Source organism: Laspinema sp. D2d (assembly GCF_025370755.1).
In the GTDB taxonomy this organism is placed as follows: domain Bacteria; phylum Cyanobacteriota; class Cyanobacteriia; order Cyanobacteriales; family Laspinemataceae; genus Laspinema.
The window spans coordinates 73,805-92,594 of record NZ_JAMXFC010000006.1; the positions used below are offsets into that span (position 1 = coordinate 73,805).

Genomic DNA, 18,790 nt, shown 5'->3' on the forward strand with positions numbered 1-18,790 from the left:
GCCAATCGGCTTTTAGAATGTTGCAAGAGGTCTATGTATTGGTGTTCCCTAAATAAAGCTGGTGGGCATCGGTTAGGGCCATGCGGGATTGAGCGCCCAGGGTTAAGGGGCTGCGATCTCCTCGGTTGAGGCGATCGGCTGCGGCACAGGCAATCATCGCCGCGTTATCGGTGCAGTATTTTAAGGGGGGAAATAGCACTCGGAGATTGTAAGGGGTTGCATCGGCCAGCAGGTGTTCTCGTAGGGCGCTATTAGCTGCAACTCCACCCCCGACAACGATGGTATCCCGACTGCGATCGCGGGCGCAGGCAACGGCTCGTTTGCTTAAGGCTCTCGCCACCGTATCCTGAAAACTGGCAGCAATATCGTTGACGGGGAGTTCTTCTCCGGTGGCTTTGAGTTTCTCTACTAAGCGCAGAACGGCGGTTTTTAAGCCACTAAAACTGGTGTCATAAGGATGATATCCCCCGGATGGTAGTCCAATTTTGCCTTCGGGGAGCTTAAATGCTTTGGGGTTCCCGGATTTGGCAAGGCGATCGATGATTGGCCCTCCGGGATACCCCAGCTTTAACAATCGCGCTACTTTGTCAAAGGCTTCCCCGGCAGCATCATCCCGGGTTTGTCCCAAGGTTTCATAAACGCCCCCGGCTTGGACATCAATTAAGCTGGTGTGACCCCCGGAGACTAACAGGCAAATAAACGGGGGTTCTAAGCTGGGTTCGGTGAGGTAGGAGGCATAGAGATGTCCTTCTAGGTGATGGATGCCTAGAAAGGGTTTTTGATGCAGCATGGCGAGGGTTTTGCCAGCAGTGAGGCCGACTAAGAGAGCACCGACGAGACCCGGGGTGCAGGTAGCGGCGATCCCATCAATATCGGACCAACTGAGTTGGGCTTCCGCTAAAGCTTGGGCGATCGCCCCATCAATGACTTCTAAATGCGATCGCGAAGCCACTTCGGGTACTACCCCTCCATACTGCTGATGCACTGCAATTTGCGAGGAAACTACATTGCTGCTCACTTCACGATTCTTTACAATTGCTACGGCAGTTTCGTCACAACTTGTTTCAATTGCTAAAACGGTTGCCATTGGCTGGTAATTTTTGGAATATTAGGTTAACTATTGCCTAGCTTAATCTTTACGAGGTTGTCTTAGCAGAGTATGATTTTCTGGAAGTTCCCAGAACTCACCTGCTCTTACCCGATCGCGTTTTATCCTCGGTGTCACCCTCCTGTCCGGGGGAGAATGACTTCAACCCTCTTTCTCCCACAGCTTGAGCAAAAGAACCCACAGATCGATAAACTAGATCGAGTAACAAAGCAGCCTCCGGTTTTGTTAACAATCTTGATGTTTCGTAACAAAAGGAAACAATTCTATGGGACGATTGTTCGCGTTGGTTCTGACGATTTGCCTTTGGTTCAGCTTTGCCCCTGCTGCATCTGCTGACTTATACCAAAACCTCACTCCTTGTAGTGATAATCCGGCATTCGTTCAAAAGGCTAAGAATGCTAAAACTCCAGGCGCAAAAGCTCGCTTTGAGAAATATTCCACCTTGCTGTGCGGTCCAGAAGGTTATCCTCATTTGATTGTGGATGGCAACTTGGCCCACGTTAATGAGTTTGGAATTCCTAGCTTGCTGTTTCTCTATATTGCAGGCTGGATCGGCTGGGCTGGCCGTTCCTACTTGATTGCAGTTCGTGACAGCGGCAGTGCTGAAGAAAAAGAAATTATCATTGACCTTCCTTTGGCAATTAAATGTTCTTTAGGTAGTGCAGTTTGGCCTTTGGCCGCTTTAGGCGAATTTACCAGTGGTAAATTAACCGCCAAAAACAATGAGATTACTGTCTCACCCCGTTAGAAAAGCACCGTTGAAAGTGATTTTAGATTTTAGCTCAGCTAAGATCTAAAATCTCAATATTAACCCTTGTTCAATTTAGGAGAAGCGTTCATGGATTCTTTCGTTAAGTATCTATCGCTCGGACCCGTTGTCTTAATGGTATGGTTGTCCTTAACAGCCGCTGTCTTGATTGTTGCCAACAAAATCTATCCTGATGCTTTGGTTCCTCCGTTCTAAGGTTGGCTAAAGAGGAATCAAGTCCAACTGGTTTGGATTGATTTAAACAAAAAGCGATCGCCTCTCTTAAATTAGATAGAAGCGATCGCTTTTTGTTGAAGACCGATTTAGGGTAACGGCTCTCGAAGCTAATCAGGCTTAAGAAACTGCGGCAAATAAGGCCATTTCGATCGCCTCTAATGCCCGGTCAAAATCATCATTCACAATGGCAATATCAAACTCATCGGCAGCGGCGATTTCAACTTGAGCACGGTGGAGACGACGGGCGATCGCCTCCTCAGAATCCTGACCCCTCACTCGAATCCGCCGTTCCAACTCCTCCGGCGACGGCGGTAAAATAAACAATTGCAACGCCCCGGGAAAGGTTTCGCGAACTTGCCTCGCCCCTTCTAACTCAATTTCCAATACCACTAATTTCCCCTGGGCGATCATCTCTTCCACCGGGGTTCGGGGAGTCCCATAACAATTCCCGGCAAATTCTGCCCATTCCAACAATTGACCCGTAGCAATTAACCCTTGAAATTGCTCCCGGTTCACAAAATAATAATGCCGCCCCTCTATTTCTCCCTCCCGAGGTGCACGAGTGGTCACCGAAATCGATAACTCCAGTTCCGGGTGACGTGCCAACAGCGATCGCAGCAAGGTTCCCTTCCCCACACCACTCGGACCCGTAAATACAATTAATTGACCCATCTGCATCACTTCCCTAACCCTTTACTAGACCCAAAAATTACTCAGTTCTCCGAAAACAGGCCGCCGGAACGTTAAACAACTCAAACGCCAACCTCTTGGAGAACCCATCAAATTTTTGCTAAATTTGCTTAACTATCTTTACTGGAAACGAACCGATTGGCAACCGTCTCCGGCTGAATGGACGAAAGAATCACATGACTCGAATCCATAATAATTACTGCCCTTGTCCGCCTTCCGTAAGTCGCATCAATCAGCCGATTCCCCTCCCGCGCCTCCGTAACAATTCGCTTGATGGGGGCAGATTCTGGACTGACAATGGCAATCACTCGATTAGCACAAATGATATTACCAAACCCGATATTAATCAGTTGAATATCCATAAATAGGACCATCCTCGGGATGTAAAAGGTTTTTTCTTCTCAAAGCTGTTTGAACCCTAAAAATTTAGATCTGAGGAGATTTCGGGTCCGGTAACCCCCTCCGGTCCCCCGGTTGGGGGGAGGATTTTTGCTAAAAACGCTGAAAACCTTCTCAGCAGGCAGGTTTTTCAACTTGTGGGATAGGATAGCCGTTTTTAAGAGACAGCAGCGGGCATCGGAATTGAGTAACCGGGAATGATACCCTGAATAGGGGCAGAATGAGTATTCCCTCGCCGTCCCTGGAAGGAGCCAAATGGCGATCGCCACCCAGAGTCAGGAGCGATTTCAGACTCTTCCGTGATTAACCCCGATCGCACTCTAATTTCCATAGTATCTACAAAATTTGGGCGAACTCGACAATCCCCTGCAATCGGCAAGGCAATTCATGGATTTTTGAGGGGTTTGGGGTGCTTTTTGAGAATTTGATGACTTGGATTGTAAATTTACGGGTATTTTGGACCATTAGCGATGCAACCTGTTGACTTGACTACCCTGATCGCCTCCTATTGCGAGTTGCGAACCACTTGGTTACCGGCGCGACTCGAACAGGTTTATCAGCGCGATCGCCATACCATTTTTTTAGCCCTGCGAACCCTCACCGGGCGCGGATGGTTGGCGGTTTCCTGGCATCCCACCGCTGCCCGGTTGCATCTGAGTGACCCTCCCCCGCGCAAACCGGATACCTTTACCTTTAGTGATCAACTCCGCCATCAACTCGGGGGGTTGGCATTTGTGGCGATCGCCCCCGTCTCCCCCTGGGAACGCGCCCTGGACCTCCAATTTGCCAAACGTCCAGGAGACCCGATACTCTGGCATTTATATATCGAAATCATGGGCAAACGCAGTAACGCCATACTCGCTAATGCCGACAATCAAATCGTCACTGCCGCCCATCAAGTCAGCGAAAAGCAGTCCAGTATCCGCCCCATCCTCACCGGCGCACCCTACGCCCTGCCTCCCAGTTTGACGGACCCCATCCCCAGTCTGACGGAACCGCAATCGCGCTGGCAAGAACGGATTGCCCTGATTCCTGATGCTTTGGGACGGCAAATGCTCAAAAGTTATCAAGGTTTGAGTTCCCATCTGGTGAAAGCGGCGATCGCCTCTGCCAAACTCGACTTTGAACAATCCACCCACAGTCTGACCCCAGAGGATTGGAACCGCCTCTTTGCCTCCTGGCAACAATGGCTAAACTTTATCCAAACCTGTCAAACTGGCGATTTATCCGCAATCTATCCCCATTGGACAGAAACCGGATATCAAGTCATCAACTGGAACCACAACCCAGAACCCCCGGATTTCAAGTCAGTCCAAGACTTATTAAATCGGTATTATACCGATGAACTGAATCGGTTTGACTTTAAGCAACTGCGCCATCAACTCAGTCAAAAACTCTCTAATCTCTTAAATAAATTGCGAGTCAAAGGGCAGGGATTTGAAAACCGCTTGCAAGAATCTTCCGAAGCGGACGACTATCGGGCAAAAGCGGATTTATTGATGGCAAACTTGCAGGAGTGGCAACCGGGAATGAAGGCGATCGCCCTTCCCGACTTTGAAACCGGCGAACCCGTCACCATTCCCCTGGAGTTAGAAAAAAATGCCGTCCAAAATGCTCAATCTCTCTACAAACGTCACCAAAAACTCAAACGGGCAAGGGGTGCAGTAGAACCCTTACTTGCTGCGGTTCGCCAGGAAATCGACTACTTAGAACAGATTGAAGTCGCCATTTCCCAAATCGACGACTATCGCGAACCCGCAGATTTACAAGCATTGGCTGAAATTCGCGAAGAGTTCATCCAGCAGGGATATCTCAGTGACCCCGAGTACAAGCGTCAAACCCAGGAATCTACCCCAGAGTTTTACCGCTTCGTCTCTCCCAGTGGGTTTGAACTCCTGATCGGGCGGAACAATCGCCAGAATGATGTGTTGAGTTTTCGGGTAGCGACGGATTATGACTTGTGGTTCCACACCCAAGAGATTGCCGGAAGTCATGGGTTGTTGCGCCTACCCCCGGGGGCCGTTGCTGATGAACCGGATTTACAATTTGCAGCAGACTTAACCGCTTACTATAGTCGCGCCCGTCACAGTGAGCAAGTCCCGGTAGTCTACACCGAACCGAAAAATGTTTATAAACCCAAGGGGGCGAAACCCGGAATGGTCATTTATAAGCATGAGCGCATCCTCTGGGGCTGTCCTCAACATTTTACCCCGCCGACTTAATGTTTGATTATTGAAGTCAGAAGATTGGATAAAATTTACTGACTTATAGGGAAAAATACGGAAGAAAGCGATCGTGTCTTCTGTTACAATACGCCTTGAGGAAAAGATTTAAGAATCAATCGCCTTCTGCAAGGTTGGGAACGCGCAGTTAGGATTTCCTCGAAAAGAAACGACAACGCAAAGGGTATTTTTTTATGCTGACCAGCTAGAATTTTAGCTGGTCTTTTTTTCTTTCTAGGCACAACCCTACTTTCTAGCCGCTCACCTAGAGTCAGAAACCCGGTTTTTAGCCCCAATACCTTCGCGGATCTAATGGCCCTTGGGGCGAAAGCACTGGTGGTGAATACCGCCCAGACTGCATAAGGGTTTAAAAATCTGACTTAGTAAAACAGGGTCTTCCCTCGGCCAATGTAGAGTTCAATTGTAGCTGTGGTAAGCAACAAGTGTTCTAAAGTTAGCCTTCCCTCAAGTTGGCTAGGCAATTGGTTTAAGCTAAATGATATATCTATAAGTCTTAACAAAATATACTTAATTGATTTGGATAGAGTAGGTAAAATATAACTATATAAGACTCACGGATTGGTAACAACTCCGTGAGTCTTATATCCTCAAAAATAACTCCTCCAGAACAAATTAAATAACCCCTATGAAAAGGTTAAAACTTGACTTTAGTGCTTTTCAGCGTTTTTGGGCGGTAGCCAAGCCATACTGGTGGGATTCTCAAGAAAGGTGGAAAGCTATTAGCTTAATGTTATTTATGATGTTTTTATTAATGCTTCAAGCCAAGATGAATATTCTCCAAAACGGCCAAAAAGGAGAGTTTACATCAGCCCTAGCGGAACAAAATGCAGGCAGATTTTGGCCAGCTGTCCTGACATATCTGGTGGCTTGTATGCTTTTGACTACTTTGCAAACTTTTCGTCAGTATTTACAGGATAAAGCTGGGTGGTTTTGGCGCGGTTGGCTGACCAATTTTTATCTACAAAAATACATGAAAAATCGCAATTTTTATTGGTTGGGTTTTTGGAGGGCAAAGATTGATAATCCAGACCAGAGAATTTCTCAAGATATTGAAAAATTTTGCTATATGTCTCTGGATTTGTTTATGCACTTTAGCTCATCTTTGGTTAATATTATTGCTTTTGGGGTCGTTCTTTGGTCAATATCTCACAATCTGGTGATTGTATTGATCGTGTATGCTTGTATGGGAATGGTGATCACGACGGTGGGATTTGGCAGGATTTTAATTCCCCTAAAAACCGAGCAACTCAAACGAGAAGCTAATTTCAGATTTGGCTTGGTACGGATTCGGGAAAACGCTGAATCGATCGCATTTTATGGAGGAGATAATCGAGAGTTAAATAATGTTAAGGAGATATTTAAGGGGGTTTTAAGTAATTTTAACAAAATTATCCGCTGGGAGAGAAACTTAGAATTTTTTAGCAGTGGCTATCAAGTAATTACTTGGATATTTCCGGCTGTAATTCTCGGTCCAAAGATCTTATCTGGGGAAACTGAGGTGGGAATTTTGATCGAAGCAAGAGGGGCTTTTAACATTGTATTTACCTCTCTGATTGTGATTGTTAGAGAGTTTGGAGGTATAACTCATTTAGTGGCAGGACTTGAGCGGTTAGAGAGCTTAGAAAAAGTTTTAGAAGAACCCAAAGTATTACCCCTAGATGAAAATACGACTATTGATACGATAGAAGATTTCAGTTTAAGCTTAGAACATATAACTTTGCAAACGCCCAATTATCAACGAACTTTGGTGAAGGATGTATCTATAGAAATGCAAGGGGGAGAAAGATTGCTAATTGTGGGGGTAAGCGGTTGTGGCAAGAGTTCAATTTTACGAGCGATCGCCGGTTTGTGGAACTCGGGAACTGGGACCATTCACCGACCAAAATTAGGGGAAATTCTTTTTTTACCTCAACGTCCTTATATGATTTTAGGTTCTCTGCGCGATCAACTGCTTTATCCCAGCACAAACCTGAATATTTCTGACCTAGAAATATATGAAGTATTAAAACAGGTTAATTTGCCCGAGTTAGTGGAAAGGTTCGGTGGGTTAGATGCGATCGAAGACTGGGATCATGTATTGTCAATAGGAGAACAACAACGAGTCGCTTTTGCTCGGTTGTTGCTGACTCATCCTCGTTATGCCATTTTAGACGAAGCGACGAGTGCTTTGGATGTGAAAAATGAACAAAGTCTCTATCAGCATTTGCAAAAGCTATCTACAATTTATTTGAGTGTAGGACACCGCCCGACGTTGTTGCAATATCACGACAAAGTTTTGGAAGTCCATGACGATGAAACTTGGCGCGTGATTTCTGCCCAAGATTATAATTTTATGTCAATGAATTAATCCGGAGATAACGCTGAAACGCTAAACCGGGCTTTACCCAGGTTGATTAGTTTGTTTCCGAAAAATCGTCAGGTCATTTTGAAGTTAGCCGCCAAGAAACCCTGTTTCTGGGGTTCTTGGGGTTCCTGGATGGGGGAAAGAAACCGAGGGCGGCGATCATCTTTGTATTCTAACCAAGATGTTCGGAAGAAACGCGGCTTCGGGGACCCGAGAGATAAGAAGCCTCGTTTTTGGGATAATTTATATATCCTACACCGAGATTTTCGTCAATTACCCGGTTTCTCAATTCTCCAAGAGGTGATGATATGCATTTGAGGTTTGAATGGCATGAAGAAAAAGCCGAAAATAACCTCAAAAAACACGGAATTAGTTTTGAGGAAGCAAAAACCGTTTTCAATGATTCATTATCGATAACGATCGCTGACACCCAGCACTCGGATAATGAAGAACGCTATATTGATATTCGTCGGTCTAGTCAAGGTCAGTTACTTGTTGTAGTTTACACAAAACGTCAAGCGAACATTCGGATTATTAGTTGTCCTCAAGCTACCAAAACCGAGAGAAAAATCTATGAACAATTATAATTTTGATCAGCCAGATACCACCGATGATAAAATGCTTTCAGAATATGATTTTACCGGCGGTTTGCGCGGCAAGCATTACGAGGCATATCGCCGAGGACATACTGTCACCATTCATCAAACCGATCGCCCGGATATTGTTCAATATTTTACCCTGAAAGATGGAGCAATTATGCTCGATCCAGATGTGCGGGAATATTTCCCTGATGCTGAAACGGCGAACAGGGCTTTACGCACGTTGATTAGTTTGTTTCCGAAAAATGGTCAGGTCATTTGAAGTCAGCAGGAAAGAAACCCGGTTTCTGGGGTCGCGAAGAAACTGGGTTTTCATTTTAAATCCGTAAAAATCAGAGTAAAACCTTCTTGAGCAAAATGTTTATCGTGAGTCAGAACTTCTGTGATGCCCATCTGTTTCATCACTATCATGGAAATGCAATCCGTTAGACTCTAACCTTTGTCTAAACGCTGACCAGACAAGCTCAGTCCTAACTCGCGGATTTCTGGTGTATAAGCAATCACTTCGATGGTTTGCTCTCGCCGCATTTGTAAACATATAGCAAGTCCTTTTTGTCGCATTAGGCTACCTTTAGAGGCGGCGTGGGCTAAAATCTCATCAATTACACCATCGGTTGTAATGATTGGTACCTCTGGATAGTTTTGCGCATAATTTAGAGCGACTTGATGCCAGTTATCTCATGGGTTCAACAGAGCTATCCCATAAAAGGTATTCCCAAAAACTCGCTTCATAATTCACGCTTGGGAGTTCCATAAATATAATGATCGTGTTGTTCAGCTCCAGCGGTCGGTAAGGTGGCTAAAATATCTGGAGGAATATCAGAAACAAGCTCTTGAATAAATGAGCCAAATGGCTTGGATTGTTCTTGTTGGCGGTGATATTTCAATTTAGCCAATAATAAAAAGTCAAAAACTTTTTCAATGACGATATCAGGAGATTGTTCAATTTCGTGAATCAGTTGTTCTTTTATTGTCATAAATTTATGTTTTTTGATTTAAGCATCAGTTATCCTCTGAGATAGTATAACTTATAAAGAAACCGGGTTTCTAACCTCTCCCACTTCGGCAAAGAAGAAACCGGGTTTCTATGACAGGTCTTGCTGGGTAGCAAAGGTTGTCTGAAGAAACCCGGTTTTTGGACCTAGGTTTTGGGGTTAATTGACGCAGGCAAAGAAGAAACCGGGTTTCTTTCCCAAATCTGTGGCAAGCACGCCAAAATATAGGTAGAAACCCGGTTTCTTGTCCCTTGATTTCTCTAAGCGGCGAGGACTGGGGAAGTCATGGGAACGAGGGGTTCGGACAGGAGTTGGTTATAAACGAGGGCGAGTCGATTGGCGACACTCTCCCAGCTAAAGGCTAATTCTACTCGCAGGCAACCGGAACCTCCGAGTTCGTCTCGCCATTCGGGATTGCTGAGGATGCGGTCGATCGCCACTGTAAAGGCGCGTTCATCTTTGGTAGGGGCCAAGAGTCCGGTGATTTCCGGGACGACGGTGAATTTTAATCCGCCGACATCGCTGGCAACGACGGGAGTCCGACTCGCCATTGCTTCGATCGCCACTAATCCAAAGGGTTCATAATGACTGGGTACGACGCAGACATCGGCAGCGGCATAGTACAGATGTAGATTCGTTTTACCTAACTGTCCGGGGAAGGTGGTAATATCATCAATTCCCAGTTCTTTAACGATCCCATGAATGCGATCGCGTTCGATGCCATCACTTTGACCCGGACGATAACCGCCTCCGATAATCAGTTGCAGGTTATCACGATCGCTTTCTAATAAGGTAGACTGTCCAACTGCACGAACCAGGGTCTCAATTCCTTTACGGCGATCAAATCGACCCACATAAAGTACAACTTTCGCATCAGGTTTAATCCCTAATTCTGCACGCGCTTGTGCCCGACTAACACTGCCAAATCGGTGGATATCCGTGCCACAGGGAATCACTTCGATTTGACCCTTGGTTGAAACGAGTTTCCTCATGTGTTGTTGTTCTTGAGGACTGGTGGCAATGATGCGATCGGCTGTTTCTAAACAAGCTTTTTCTGTTGCCAGTCGGGTGGTGGCGATCGCTGGTTTATCCGTGACAGATTGATACTTAACCGCACCCAAGGAATGATAGGTATGCACCAGTTTTAGGGGTTGATGCTTAGATAGTTCCATTCCCACCCAGGAAGATAACCAGTAATTGGTATGAATCAGTGAATATTGAATACCTTCTCTGCGTTGGAATTCCTGGAACGCTTTTACAAACTCAGGCAGATATTCAAATATTTTATCTCGACCAATAAACCGCGCAGGTCCTGCATTGAGTCGGATAGTTTGACAATTAGGATGATGATGCACAATTGCCCCTTGTTCAGGATGGTTTCGGCGGGTAAACATATCCACTTTCCATCCGAGTTTGGCAAGGGCCAAGCCGACTTGGAGAACGTACACGTTTTGGCCTCCGGCCTCTTCCTTACCGATTTCTGCAGCGGGGTCGCCCGTAACAGAAATTAAAGCAATCCGATTTTTGTTTAGGTTTAGCATAACTTTGATCTTCACCTCATGCCTTGCTAGATTGCTGAATTGCTCAATGGAATTGATTCCATGAGGTTCAGACAAACCGAACAAATTACTCGTCTAAGGACACTAATGAGATCGCGCAAATGAATAAAGTTTACCGATCTTTCAGTCTCGTCTCAATGCCGACGGGGTTAGCTGATGGGCGAGGATTGAGAGATATCCCTTTTCTAGGCTTAGAAAATAAGCCCCGGAGTTGGTTCCCCCGCTTCAGTTGTTAGATAGGATTAGTAGCGCTTATCTCGATGATTAAACCGAGTTATGCAAACCCCCAACTGGATTAGGCTGACTTATTTGAACTACGGGTAATATAACCTACTCCTCTGGAAATTTTCCATACCTCTGTAGATAGATTTGATAAACGGCTTTAAGGACTCTGATACATCTATCTAAAGATAGAGGTAGAGGTCTGTCTATGGGCATAAATGAGGCGTTTAATGCGGAAATGGAGTAAGGGGCGATCGCTCACCATAGAGCAGCCCCTAGAATTAAATCACTGATGCCCTAACTCTGGCCTATAGCCCCTCCAGGATTTCTAGGATTTGAGGTATAATGTTAAGGATTGATGCTGTCTGGGACACAAATTTCGGAGACAGTATTTTAACTTTATTATTTTGTTTCTTATGCTAGATTGGATTACCAACACCATTACTGCGCTTAACTACTGGGGCATTGCTTTATTAATGTTCCTAGAGAATATTATTCCGCCCATTCCTTCGGAACTGATTATGCCATTGGCTGGATTTACAGTATTCCAAGGTAAACTCGTCTTTTGGGGGGTAGTTGTTGCGGGGACAATCGGCTCTCTTTTGGGGGCATTACCTTGGTATTCTGTGAGCAGAAAGCTAGGGGAAACTCAATTAAAAGCCTGGATAGACAAATATGGAGGCTGGCTAAAATTGACCAATGAAGATATTAATAAATCTCAAGATTGGTTTAGAAAATACGGGGCCATAGTTGTTTTGTTTGGACGACTCATTCCAGGGATTCGTACTTTTATTTCGATTCCAGCGGGTTTGCAAAAGATGCCTTTTATTGAATTTTTAGGGTACTCGTTGATTGGGTCACTTTGCTGGAATCTTTTGCTGACTTATGCGGGCTTTGTATTGGGTCAGAATTATGGGCTAGTTGAGAAGTTTTTAGGTCCAGTTGCAGCAGTGGTGCTGGTGGCGGTGGCACTTTTTGTGATTGTTTGGGTAGTCCATCGGAAAAAGCCTTAGCAGGATAGGGGTTTGCGCTGTTATGAACAGGACTTAGGGAGAGTCTCAAAACTGGACAGGTGTGGAGTAGATTAGTCTCAAACCCCAGGGACAGGGGGTCTGGGTGAGGCGGAAATCATGTAGGAACAAGCTGAGGATGACCAGGAACAGGAGGGCAGTTTAACCCCCGATCGCCAGTTCCTGGTATTTTCTTGTGTAGAAGTCAGGGGGTATGATATATTAATTGATTGTGCTGAATTAATGGAAGTCCATGCCTAAACTGAAAACCAGAAAGGCTGCTGCCAAGCGCTTTAAAGCCACAGGCAGTGGTAAGATCAAGCGTCGGAAAGCCTACAAAAGCCACCTACTCGAACACAAATCGGCTACTCGCAGAAATCGGTTGTCCAAGAGCGCCCTTGTCAGCGAGCAGGATGAAAAAAACGTGCATTTAATGATGCCGTATTTGTAAAAAGTTAGACGCTCGATTTGTGGCGACAGAAGTCAGTAAACTTTCAGACCCCTCTAAGGTTGGATAACCTCTGGCTTCCTAGCCCGGTAGCGGGGTAGAACCCTTCTCCAATCGAGAGAATTGATTCAGTGTTCAGATTTGTACAAATAAAGGAAAGTAACTCATGACACGGGTAAAACGCGGGAACGTTGCTCGCAACCGCCGCAAAAAGATACTGAAAATGGCGAAGGGATTTCGGGGTTCGCACTCGAAACTATTCCGGACAGCCAATCAGCAGGTTATGAAAGCCCTGCGGAATTCCTATCGCGATCGCCGCAATCGCAAGCGTGATTTTCGCCGTCTGTGGATCGCCCGGATTAATGCCGCCTCTCGGATGCATGGCATGAGCTACAGCCAATTGATTGGTAATCTCAAGAAAGCCAATATTCAGCTGAACCGCAAGATGCTCTCTCAAATGGCAATTTTAGACCCGGCGAGTTTTGCCAAAGTTGTAGAACTGGCCGCTCAAGCCAAATCATAAATGATGATGCAGCCAGAGGGCAAAAGGATCAAGGGTTTTTTGCTTGTTGTTGCCTTTTGCCTTTGGCCCTGGGGCCAAGTGGTCCAAGCGGCGGAATTCGCTGCAATTCAGCAACGGGGTCAACTGATTGTGGCGGTGAAAGATAATGTCCGCCCAATGGGATTTAGAGAGGGCAGCGGCAATCTGCAAGGCTTTGAAATCGATATTGCCCGACGATTAGCCCAGGAGTTGCTGGGGAGTCCCGAGGCGGTGGAACTGGTCCCGGTAGAGAATCGCGATCGCCTTGCGGTGGTGATGTCCGGTGAAGTGGACCTGGCGATCGCCCGAGTAACGGCAACGCCATCGCGATCGCGGGTGGTTTATTTCAGCCCGCCCTACTACCTAGATGGGGCCAAAATTATCACCCGAGACCCCTCAATTCGTCAACTCTCCGACCTAGCCGGTCAAGCGATCGCTGTCCTGAATGCCTCCAGTACCATTCCCCAGTTGGAGTTTCGACTTAGACAAGCCCAGTTAGTCCCCGTAGACTCTTACCAAGAGGCACAACGGCTACTCGAATCCGGTAACGCCCGCGCCTTCGCCGCCGATGCCAGTATTTTGACCGGATGGGTGCAGCAATATCCCCAATACCGACTGCTGCCAGTCCAGTTGTCTACTCAACCCCTGGCGGTGGTGATGCCGAAAGGATTGCAATATGCCCAACTGCACTCCCGAGTCAATCAGGCGATCGCCCAGTTGCATCAAGAAGGCTGGCTACAAGAACGGGCCGAATACTGGGGTTTACCCGTGGTAGAAGTCACCCCGAGTCGCCTCTCAAGTGAGGGTCAACCCCTCATTCCGGAACCCTCAAGATAATCAAAATAAACAAGATAATCAAACTTCTAGGGCAGTTGAATCAGTCAATTTAAAACGGCATGGATACCTCTCTTCCGCTTCTTTACCTCTCGATTTTGCTGGGATTACTCGCAGTTGCGGCTTGGGCTGTGGTGCGTCAAGTGCTTAGAACTCGCCAGATTGAACTCAACCTGGCTCGATTGCAACAAACCCTTTCCAAAGACAAAGGAACTGCCGAAGAATATTATGAACTCGGCAGTATTTATTTGGATAAGCAACTCTATACCCAAGCCCTTGTTCAGTTCCAAAAGGCTTTAAAATCTAAAGCCCCGATTGATGAGGAAAGTAAAGCGCTCATTTACAATGCTTTAGGGTATAGTTATGCTGCATTGGAGCAGTATGATTTAGGGATTCGTCAATATAAAGAAGCATTAAAGCTGAATCCTGAATATGTCACCGCCTGGAATAATCTCGGCTTTGCTTTTGATCGCAAAGGGTTAACTAATCAGGCATTAGAAGCTTACGAAAAAGCCCAGGAACTTGACCCTAACAATAAAACTGCTACGAAACGAGTAGCTTCCCTTCGCAAGCGATTACCAACGGCAACCTCATAAACGCGGCTCAGTCTAAAGTGAGAGGGAAGAGCGGCATCGTTCGCCCTCTTCCCTCAGACGGGTAATTCTAGCCGCCTCTTGTCCAGTGGTTCGGCGCGTCACTGGGGGATTAAAGGAGAGCTGGGTGGGTTCCCTGACTCAAGGGCCGAAATATATTGTTTTATTAAAAAAAACCATACTGTGGAAGGTGTCCTATAAAAAAAGGGTACGTTATGATCTCAAGAAGTGCCGTGTAAATCAATCCCCCTACAGGGGAGAGATTATTTAACCTTGCTCGGTTTGGAGAATCATTCATGACCAACGTACCATCGAATCATACGCCCCTGTACCGGAACGCCCTTGAACCCCTCGTAGTTGAAGAATCACAACGGCAATTGCGGCAACTCCCGCCGAAAATGCTGGGGTCTCTGAAGCCTGAGCGAGTTTTAGCTCAGGTTGTGGCTTATGCGCTGAATCGACTCCCGGCGTTGTATGCCACGAGCGATCGCGGCTGGCAATTTCAACAACATCAGGCCCAAAAGTTAAGGCCCCAAATTGTGATGGCCGTCCGTCAAGGATTTGCGGCTGTTCAACGGGATCCGCTGACCCCGGTTTGGAATGATGCTCCCGAACCCGAACCTGAAGCTTCTGATACCAATGAAAAGCGTGCACAAGCTAGACGTCGGATCGCTTCATACCGCTCTTTTAATGTTTAAAAACCCGAGAAATCGCACGGAATAAGTGCTAAATTTTAAGATCATCAATTCCTTAGCGACTGTCTAAAAAGGAAGAGTGTATTCAGTAACAAAGTCAAAAAATTGGAACATTGGATAGAGTGGCGATCGCATCAGGGGTCATCTATATAAAGCCGTCGTCAATGATTTAGAACGAAGCCAGCGAGCAAGATGTGATGCATCCGTCACCCTATTCCATTTAGCGATCGCAAAGCCTGGGCTTGATGCCTGTAAGCGTTGCCTACTTGCTTGAAGCGCTTACCAGAAATTGAACAGGAAATCCATAACATTCCGGATTAAGGAATGCGATAGAGTGGCCTCAATAATTCCCGATGATGAGAAAGGCCATTGGTTTTTTAATTGATTTGAAAGGACTAGATGCAACTGCGGCTCGATTTTGGGTGCATCCGACCCGGCGATCGCACAGTTTCTCTGGCTGTTTATCCGACCCACTCCGCTTTTTAAATCTTCCCCTTTTCCTCTCCAACTCTTGATACTCGTGGGTTTAAAAACTTAAGGGAGAGCCTGCCAAATTTCTATCCAGGGATAGAGGAGACCCAGAGTATCCTAACAATAGCTTTGTGGTATTATAACAGCACAGGGGATCGGAACTTTGGGCCAAAATGGGGACTCCATAAAACCCTCTCCATTCTCAACCGAGGGGAGGACCGAGGAAGCCGTCAATAAAAATTTAGAATCGCTCTATGAACTCCCTAATATTAGTCATATTAGCGCCGAGTTTTCCTAAGCCTAGTCTGAATTATCCCCTGACCCATCGAAACCGACCTCAAACGTCAGTCAAAAAATGTCAGGCCAACCCATCATAAACAGAAAAAGCACTCATGAGATCGGACCTATCCTGGAAATCGGCAGGCTCGCGCCGGACATGGATCCCGTATTTCGTGTTAGTCGTGACGTTGCTGCTGACTGCCCTGGCTTCTTATACGGTGGACCGAACTTCCCAATCTAAAGAGCAGTTGCGATTCCAGAATGCAATCGAGCGAACCACGGATAGCATTAACAAGCGGCTGGACACTTACCTAGCTTTACTGCGTGCGGCGCGGGGATTATTTGCCGCTAATCCGACGGTGAGTCGAGAGCAATTCCATCAATTTATTGATAATCTGGAACTACCCGAACGGTATCCAGGAGTCCAGGGGGTTGGCTTTTCTGTGCGGGTCACACCGGAAGAAACCCAGCAGATCCTGGCAGAAATTCAAAGCTACAATCCAGGGCGTTTAGCGATTAGCCCCGAGTATGAGCGATCGGAATATCATGCAATTTTATATCTTGAACCGTTAGATGCCCGGAACCGAGGGGCGCTCGGATACGATATGTTCAGTGAGCCAGTGCGTCGCGCGGCAATGGAACGAGCAAGGGATACGGGAGTAGCGGCAGCATCGGGTCCGGTGACGTTGGTGCAGGAGGTTGAGGAATATAAACAGGCGGGATTTTTGATCTATCTGCCGATTTATCGCAGTGGCGTCATACCTCAGAATGTGGACTCGCGCCGATCGCAATTGCGGGGTTTTATCTACAGTCCCTTTCGCGCCGATAATCTCCTCACGGGAATTTTTGCTAAAGAGCAATATCCCACGGTAGATTTTGAAATTTATGATGGAAGTCAGCTCAACCCGGAATTTTTGCTGCATTCCTCCCACCAATACCAAGGAAGAAATAGCCAATCCCATCGCCCCACATTTAGAGGAATGCGAACCCTGGATGTGGCGGGACGAACCTGGACGATCGCCTTTGTCTCCACTCCCGAATTCGACCAACTTTCCGGTAGAAACCTCGTTCCCTATATCTGTGGCAGTGGATTGATCATCGCTTCTATCTTATTTCTCGTCACGCGATCGCAAGCCCAAGCTCGTTATGCGGCTGAACGAGTCGCCATGCAACTGCGTGCTTCCCAAACGGCTCTCCAGGAAAGCGAATTGCGACTCCGCCGCCTCGTGGATGCCAATATTATCGGCATTATCATCCACGATACCCAAGGCAACATTGTCGAAGCTAATGATGCCTTTCTCAACCTTTTGGGATACGCCGATACCGCCGTCTCCCAATTGAATTGGTGGGAGATTACCCCCTTGGAATATCGCCCCACCGATGAAGAGGCGATCGCAGAAATGAAAGCTACAGGGTCTCATCCCCCCTTTGAGAAAGAATATATCCGCCAAGATGGCAGTCGAGTTCCCGTACTCCAAGGCAGCGCCTATTTAGGTGGGACCGATGAATTAGCCGTGAGTTTCGTCCTCGACTTGAGCGAAAATAAACAAGCCCAGCTTTCTCTGAAAAATTCTGAAACCCGTTTCCGAACCTTAATTGAGCAGTCTCCCTTAAGCATCCAAATCTTCTCACCCCAGGGTCAGACACTCCAGGTAAACCGCGCCTGGGAAGAACTCTGGGGCATCACTTTAGCTGAACTGGGAAATTACAATATTCTCCAGGATCAGCAACTCGTCGAAAAAGGCCTCATGCCTTATATCAAAAAAGCTTTTGAGGGAGAAGGAGTCGCGATTCCCGCAGTCCTTTATGAACTCCATAAAACCTTACCTGAAACGGTTCCGGATCCCACTAAAAAGTATTGGGTTCAAGCCTATATGTATCCCGTCAAGGATCGGGACGGCAATATTCGCGAACTGGTGATCGTCCATGAAGATATTACGGAACGCCAGAATTTAGAGGCACAATTGGCCGCAAGAGCCGAACAACTGGCCCAAGCGAATCGGATGAAAGATGAGTTTTTGGCGACTCTATCTCATGAATTGCGAACTCCGCTGAATTCTATGCTGGGGTGGAGTCAGTTGTTACAAATGCGGAAATTAGATCTGACTACTACGGGAAGAGCCCTGGAAAGCATTGAGCGCAATACCAAGGTCCTGACTCAATTGATTGAGGATTTGTTGGATGTCTCGCGGATGATGACGGGTCAGTTTCGGATTCAAGTGCGTCCGGTGGACTTGACTGAACCGATTGAAAATGCGATCGCCTCGGTGCAACCGGCAGCAGATGCTAAAAAAATTTCCATTTGTGCGGCTTTTGCGCCCGAAGTCACCCCGGTTGCCGGAGATCCCATGCGCTTACAGCAGGTGGTGTGGAACCTGTTGTCTAATGCGATCAAGTTTACTCCCATTGGAGGACGGGTGGATGTGGTTTTACAAGGCGATCGCACCCAGGCTCAAATTATTGTTCGGGATACGGGTTCAGGAATTGCACCGGAGTTTTTACCCTATCTATTTGAACGATTTCGCCAAGCGGATAGCGCGATTACCCGATCTCATGGGGGTCTAGGCATGGGATTGGCGATCGTCCGTCATTTAGTGGAACTCCACGGGGGCACGATCGCCGCTGAAAGTCCTGGACTGGGACAGGGTGCAACCTTTCAGGTTACCCTTCCCAAAGCGGCGATCGAGCCTTCCCCCCAGGGCCTGTCCGGGGAAAATTTTAGGACCTCCGAGGGCTTTTAAGGGATTTCCATAAATAAAGTGGGGCATTAGAAGT

20 protein-coding genes and 1 riboswitch are annotated in these 18,790 nt (G+C 46.8%); of the genes, 13 read left to right on the forward strand and 7 right to left on the reverse strand.

The genetic code is table 11. From position 1 onward, the window contains the following. Positions 1-31: 31 nt before the first annotated feature. Entirely contained in the window at positions 32-1,087 is a 1,056-nt protein-coding gene (tsaD, locus tag NG796_RS06035) for a tRNA (adenosine(37)-N6)-threonylcarbamoyltransferase complex transferase subunit TsaD (RefSeq protein ID WP_261205008.1), read from the reverse strand. 286 nt (positions 1,088-1,373) lie between these two features. Here tsaD and NG796_RS06040 point away from each other — a divergent pair, with 286 nt between their 5' ends. Together NG796_RS06040 and NG796_RS06045 are read left to right on the forward strand one after the other, a co-directional pair. After that, positions 1,374-1,856: a Photosystem I reaction center subunit III gene (locus NG796_RS06040; RefSeq protein WP_261205009.1), complete on the forward strand. Its 483-nt coding sequence runs from the start codon at positions 1,374-1,376 to the stop codon at positions 1,854-1,856. Between the two features lie 90 nt (positions 1,857-1,946). Then, the gene (locus NG796_RS06045) at positions 1,947-2,072 is read left to right on the forward strand and encodes a Photosystem I reaction center subunit IX (RefSeq protein WP_261205010.1); all 126 of its coding nucleotides are present in this window, start codon (positions 1,947-1,949) and stop codon (positions 2,070-2,072) included. Positions 2,073-2,210: 138 nt separating this feature from the next. Here NG796_RS06045 and gmk read toward each other — a convergent pair whose 3' ends face one another. The 3 genes from gmk to NG796_RS06060 form a co-directional block, all read right to left on the reverse strand. Continuing rightward, positions 2,211-2,771: a guanylate kinase gene (gmk, locus tag NG796_RS06050; protein WP_261205011.1), complete on the reverse strand. Its 561-nt coding sequence runs from the start codon at positions 2,769-2,771 to the stop codon at positions 2,211-2,213. 122 nt (positions 2,772-2,893) lie between these two features. Continuing rightward, entirely contained in the window at positions 2,894-3,145 is a 252-nt protein-coding gene (gene remA, locus NG796_RS06055; RefSeq protein WP_261198444.1) for an extracellular matrix/biofilm regulator RemA, read from the reverse strand. Positions 3,146-3,339: 194 nt separating this feature from the next. Beyond that, on the reverse strand, positions 3,340-3,513 hold the full coding sequence (locus tag NG796_RS06060) for a hypothetical protein (RefSeq protein ID WP_261205012.1): 174 nt from the start codon (positions 3,511-3,513) through the stop codon (positions 3,340-3,342). A gap of 139 nt (positions 3,514-3,652) precedes the next feature. Between NG796_RS06060 and NG796_RS06065 the strand changes: the two genes are divergently transcribed. The 4 genes from NG796_RS06065 to NG796_RS06080 all read left to right on the forward strand — a co-directional run bounded on the left by NG796_RS06065 (position 3,653) and on the right by NG796_RS06080 (position 8,630). Continuing rightward, positions 3,653-5,404 (forward strand): NFACT family protein, encoded by a 1,752-nt coding sequence (locus tag NG796_RS06065; protein WP_261205013.1) that lies wholly within the window; start codon positions 3,653-3,655, stop codon positions 5,402-5,404. Positions 5,405-6,050: 646 nt separating this feature from the next. Continuing rightward, positions 6,051-7,772, forward strand: coding sequence for an ABC transporter ATP-binding protein/permease (locus tag NG796_RS06070; RefSeq protein ID WP_261205014.1), 1,722 nt, complete (start codon positions 6,051-6,053; stop codon positions 7,770-7,772). Between the two features lie 305 nt (positions 7,773-8,077). Beyond that, complete coding sequence (locus NG796_RS06075; RefSeq protein ID WP_261205015.1) at positions 8,078-8,356, forward strand: BrnT family toxin; 279 nt, start codon at positions 8,078-8,080, stop codon at positions 8,354-8,356. Continuing rightward, positions 8,343-8,630, forward strand: a complete 288-nt coding sequence (locus NG796_RS06080) for a hypothetical protein (RefSeq protein ID WP_261205016.1) — start codon at positions 8,343-8,345, stop codon at positions 8,628-8,630. The genes NG796_RS06075 and NG796_RS06080 overlap by 14 nt, the downstream gene beginning before the upstream one ends. Positions 8,631-8,800: 170 nt before the next feature. Here the strand turns inward: NG796_RS06080 and NG796_RS06085 are convergent, their stop codons facing one another. The 3 genes from NG796_RS06085 to NG796_RS06095 all read right to left on the reverse strand — a co-directional run bounded on the left by NG796_RS06085 (position 8,801) and on the right by NG796_RS06095 (position 10,904). After that, positions 8,801-8,929, reverse strand: coding sequence for a hypothetical protein (locus NG796_RS06085; RefSeq protein ID WP_261205017.1), 129 nt, complete (start codon positions 8,927-8,929; stop codon positions 8,801-8,803). Positions 8,930-9,096: 167 nt separating this feature from the next. Further along, entirely contained in the window at positions 9,097-9,345 is a 249-nt protein-coding gene (locus tag NG796_RS06090) for a hypothetical protein (RefSeq protein WP_261205018.1), read from the reverse strand. A gap of 278 nt (positions 9,346-9,623) precedes the next feature. After that, positions 9,624-10,904, reverse strand: a complete 1,281-nt coding sequence (locus NG796_RS06095; protein ID WP_261205019.1) for a glycosyltransferase family 4 protein — start codon at positions 10,902-10,904, stop codon at positions 9,624-9,626. Positions 10,905-11,045: 141 nt separating this feature from the next. After that, a riboswitch (cyclic di-AMP (ydaO/yuaA leader) is annotated at positions 11,046-11,183 on the reverse strand. Positions 11,184-11,560: 377 nt separating this feature from the next. On the opposite strand from NG796_RS06095, the gene NG796_RS06100 reads away from it, so the two are divergent. The 7 genes from NG796_RS06100 to NG796_RS06130 all read left to right on the forward strand — a co-directional run bounded on the left by NG796_RS06100 (position 11,561) and on the right by NG796_RS06130 (position 18,756). Next, complete coding sequence (locus tag NG796_RS06100) at positions 11,561-12,157, forward strand: DedA family protein (protein ID WP_261205020.1); 597 nt, start codon at positions 11,561-11,563, stop codon at positions 12,155-12,157. 250 nt (positions 12,158-12,407) lie between these two features. Next, positions 12,408-12,605, forward strand: coding sequence for a 50S ribosomal protein L35 (gene rpmI / locus NG796_RS06105; RefSeq protein WP_261205021.1), 198 nt, complete (start codon positions 12,408-12,410; stop codon positions 12,603-12,605). A 163-nt stretch (positions 12,606-12,768) separates the two neighbouring features. Beyond that, the gene (gene rplT / locus NG796_RS06110) at positions 12,769-13,125 is read left to right on the forward strand and encodes a 50S ribosomal protein L20 (RefSeq protein ID WP_261205022.1); all 357 of its coding nucleotides are present in this window, start codon (positions 12,769-12,771) and stop codon (positions 13,123-13,125) included. A 39-nt stretch (positions 13,126-13,164) separates the two neighbouring features. Further along, positions 13,165-13,980, forward strand: coding sequence for a transporter substrate-binding domain-containing protein (locus NG796_RS06115; protein ID WP_317619278.1), 816 nt, complete (start codon positions 13,165-13,167; stop codon positions 13,978-13,980). 59 nt (positions 13,981-14,039) lie between these two features. Next, the gene (locus NG796_RS06120) at positions 14,040-14,573 is read left to right on the forward strand and encodes a tetratricopeptide repeat protein (RefSeq protein WP_261205023.1); all 534 of its coding nucleotides are present in this window, start codon (positions 14,040-14,042) and stop codon (positions 14,571-14,573) included. A 293-nt stretch (positions 14,574-14,866) separates the two neighbouring features. Continuing rightward, positions 14,867-15,268, forward strand: coding sequence for a late competence development ComFB family protein (locus NG796_RS06125; RefSeq protein WP_261205024.1), 402 nt, complete (start codon positions 14,867-14,869; stop codon positions 15,266-15,268). A gap of 860 nt (positions 15,269-16,128) precedes the next feature. Then, on the forward strand, positions 16,129-18,756 hold the full coding sequence (locus tag NG796_RS06130) for a CHASE domain-containing protein (RefSeq protein WP_261205025.1): 2,628 nt from the start codon (positions 16,129-16,131) through the stop codon (positions 18,754-18,756). Positions 18,757-18,790: the final 34 nt, after the last annotated feature.

Bases quoted from the DNA above. Each gene is read 5' to 3' on its own strand.
- NG796_RS06075 (WP_261205015.1), top strand. From the start codon at position 8,078: ATGCATTTGAGGTTTGAATGGCATGAAGAAAAAGCCGAAAATAACCTC.
- rplT (WP_261205022.1), top strand. From the start codon at position 12,769: ATGACACGGGTAAAACGCGGGAACGTTGCTCGCAACCGCCGCAAAAAG.
- NG796_RS06070 (WP_261205014.1), top strand. From the start codon at position 6,051: ATGAAAAGGTTAAAACTTGACTTTAGTGCTTTTCAGCGTTTTTGGGCG.
- NG796_RS06080 (WP_261205016.1), top strand. From the start codon at position 8,343: ATGAACAATTATAATTTTGATCAGCCAGATACCACCGATGATAAAATG.
- NG796_RS06130 (WP_261205025.1), top strand. From the start codon at position 16,129: ATGAGATCGGACCTATCCTGGAAATCGGCAGGCTCGCGCCGGACATGG.
- NG796_RS06095 (WP_261205019.1), bottom strand. From the start codon at position 10,904: ATGCTAAACCTAAACAAAAATCGGATTGCTTTAATTTCTGTTACGGGC.
- NG796_RS06120 (WP_261205023.1), top strand. From the start codon at position 14,040: ATGGATACCTCTCTTCCGCTTCTTTACCTCTCGATTTTGCTGGGATTA.
- tsaD (WP_261205008.1), bottom strand. From the start codon at position 1,087: ATGGCAACCGTTTTAGCAATTGAAACAAGTTGTGACGAAACTGCCGTA.
- remA (WP_261198444.1), bottom strand. From the start codon at position 3,145: ATGGATATTCAACTGATTAATATCGGGTTTGGTAATATCATTTGTGCT.
- NG796_RS06090 (WP_261205018.1), bottom strand. From the start codon at position 9,345: ATGACAATAAAAGAACAACTGATTCACGAAATTGAACAATCTCCTGAT.
- gmk (WP_261205011.1), bottom strand. From the start codon at position 2,771: ATGCAGATGGGTCAATTAATTGTATTTACGGGTCCGAGTGGTGTGGGG.
- rpmI (WP_261205021.1), top strand. From the start codon at position 12,408: ATGCCTAAACTGAAAACCAGAAAGGCTGCTGCCAAGCGCTTTAAAGCC.
- NG796_RS06060 (WP_261205012.1), bottom strand. From the start codon at position 3,513: ATGGAAATTAGAGTGCGATCGGGGTTAATCACGGAAGAGTCTGAAATC.
- NG796_RS06065 (WP_261205013.1), top strand. From the start codon at position 3,653: ATGCAACCTGTTGACTTGACTACCCTGATCGCCTCCTATTGCGAGTTG.
- NG796_RS06125 (WP_261205024.1), top strand. From the start codon at position 14,867: ATGACCAACGTACCATCGAATCATACGCCCCTGTACCGGAACGCCCTT.
- NG796_RS06040 (WP_261205009.1), top strand. From the start codon at position 1,374: ATGGGACGATTGTTCGCGTTGGTTCTGACGATTTGCCTTTGGTTCAGC.
- NG796_RS06085 (WP_261205017.1), bottom strand. From the start codon at position 8,929: ATGCGACAAAAAGGACTTGCTATATGTTTACAAATGCGGCGAGAGCAA.
- NG796_RS06045 (WP_261205010.1), top strand. From the start codon at position 1,947: ATGGATTCTTTCGTTAAGTATCTATCGCTCGGACCCGTTGTCTTAATG.
- NG796_RS06100 (WP_261205020.1), top strand. From the start codon at position 11,561: ATGCTAGATTGGATTACCAACACCATTACTGCGCTTAACTACTGGGGC.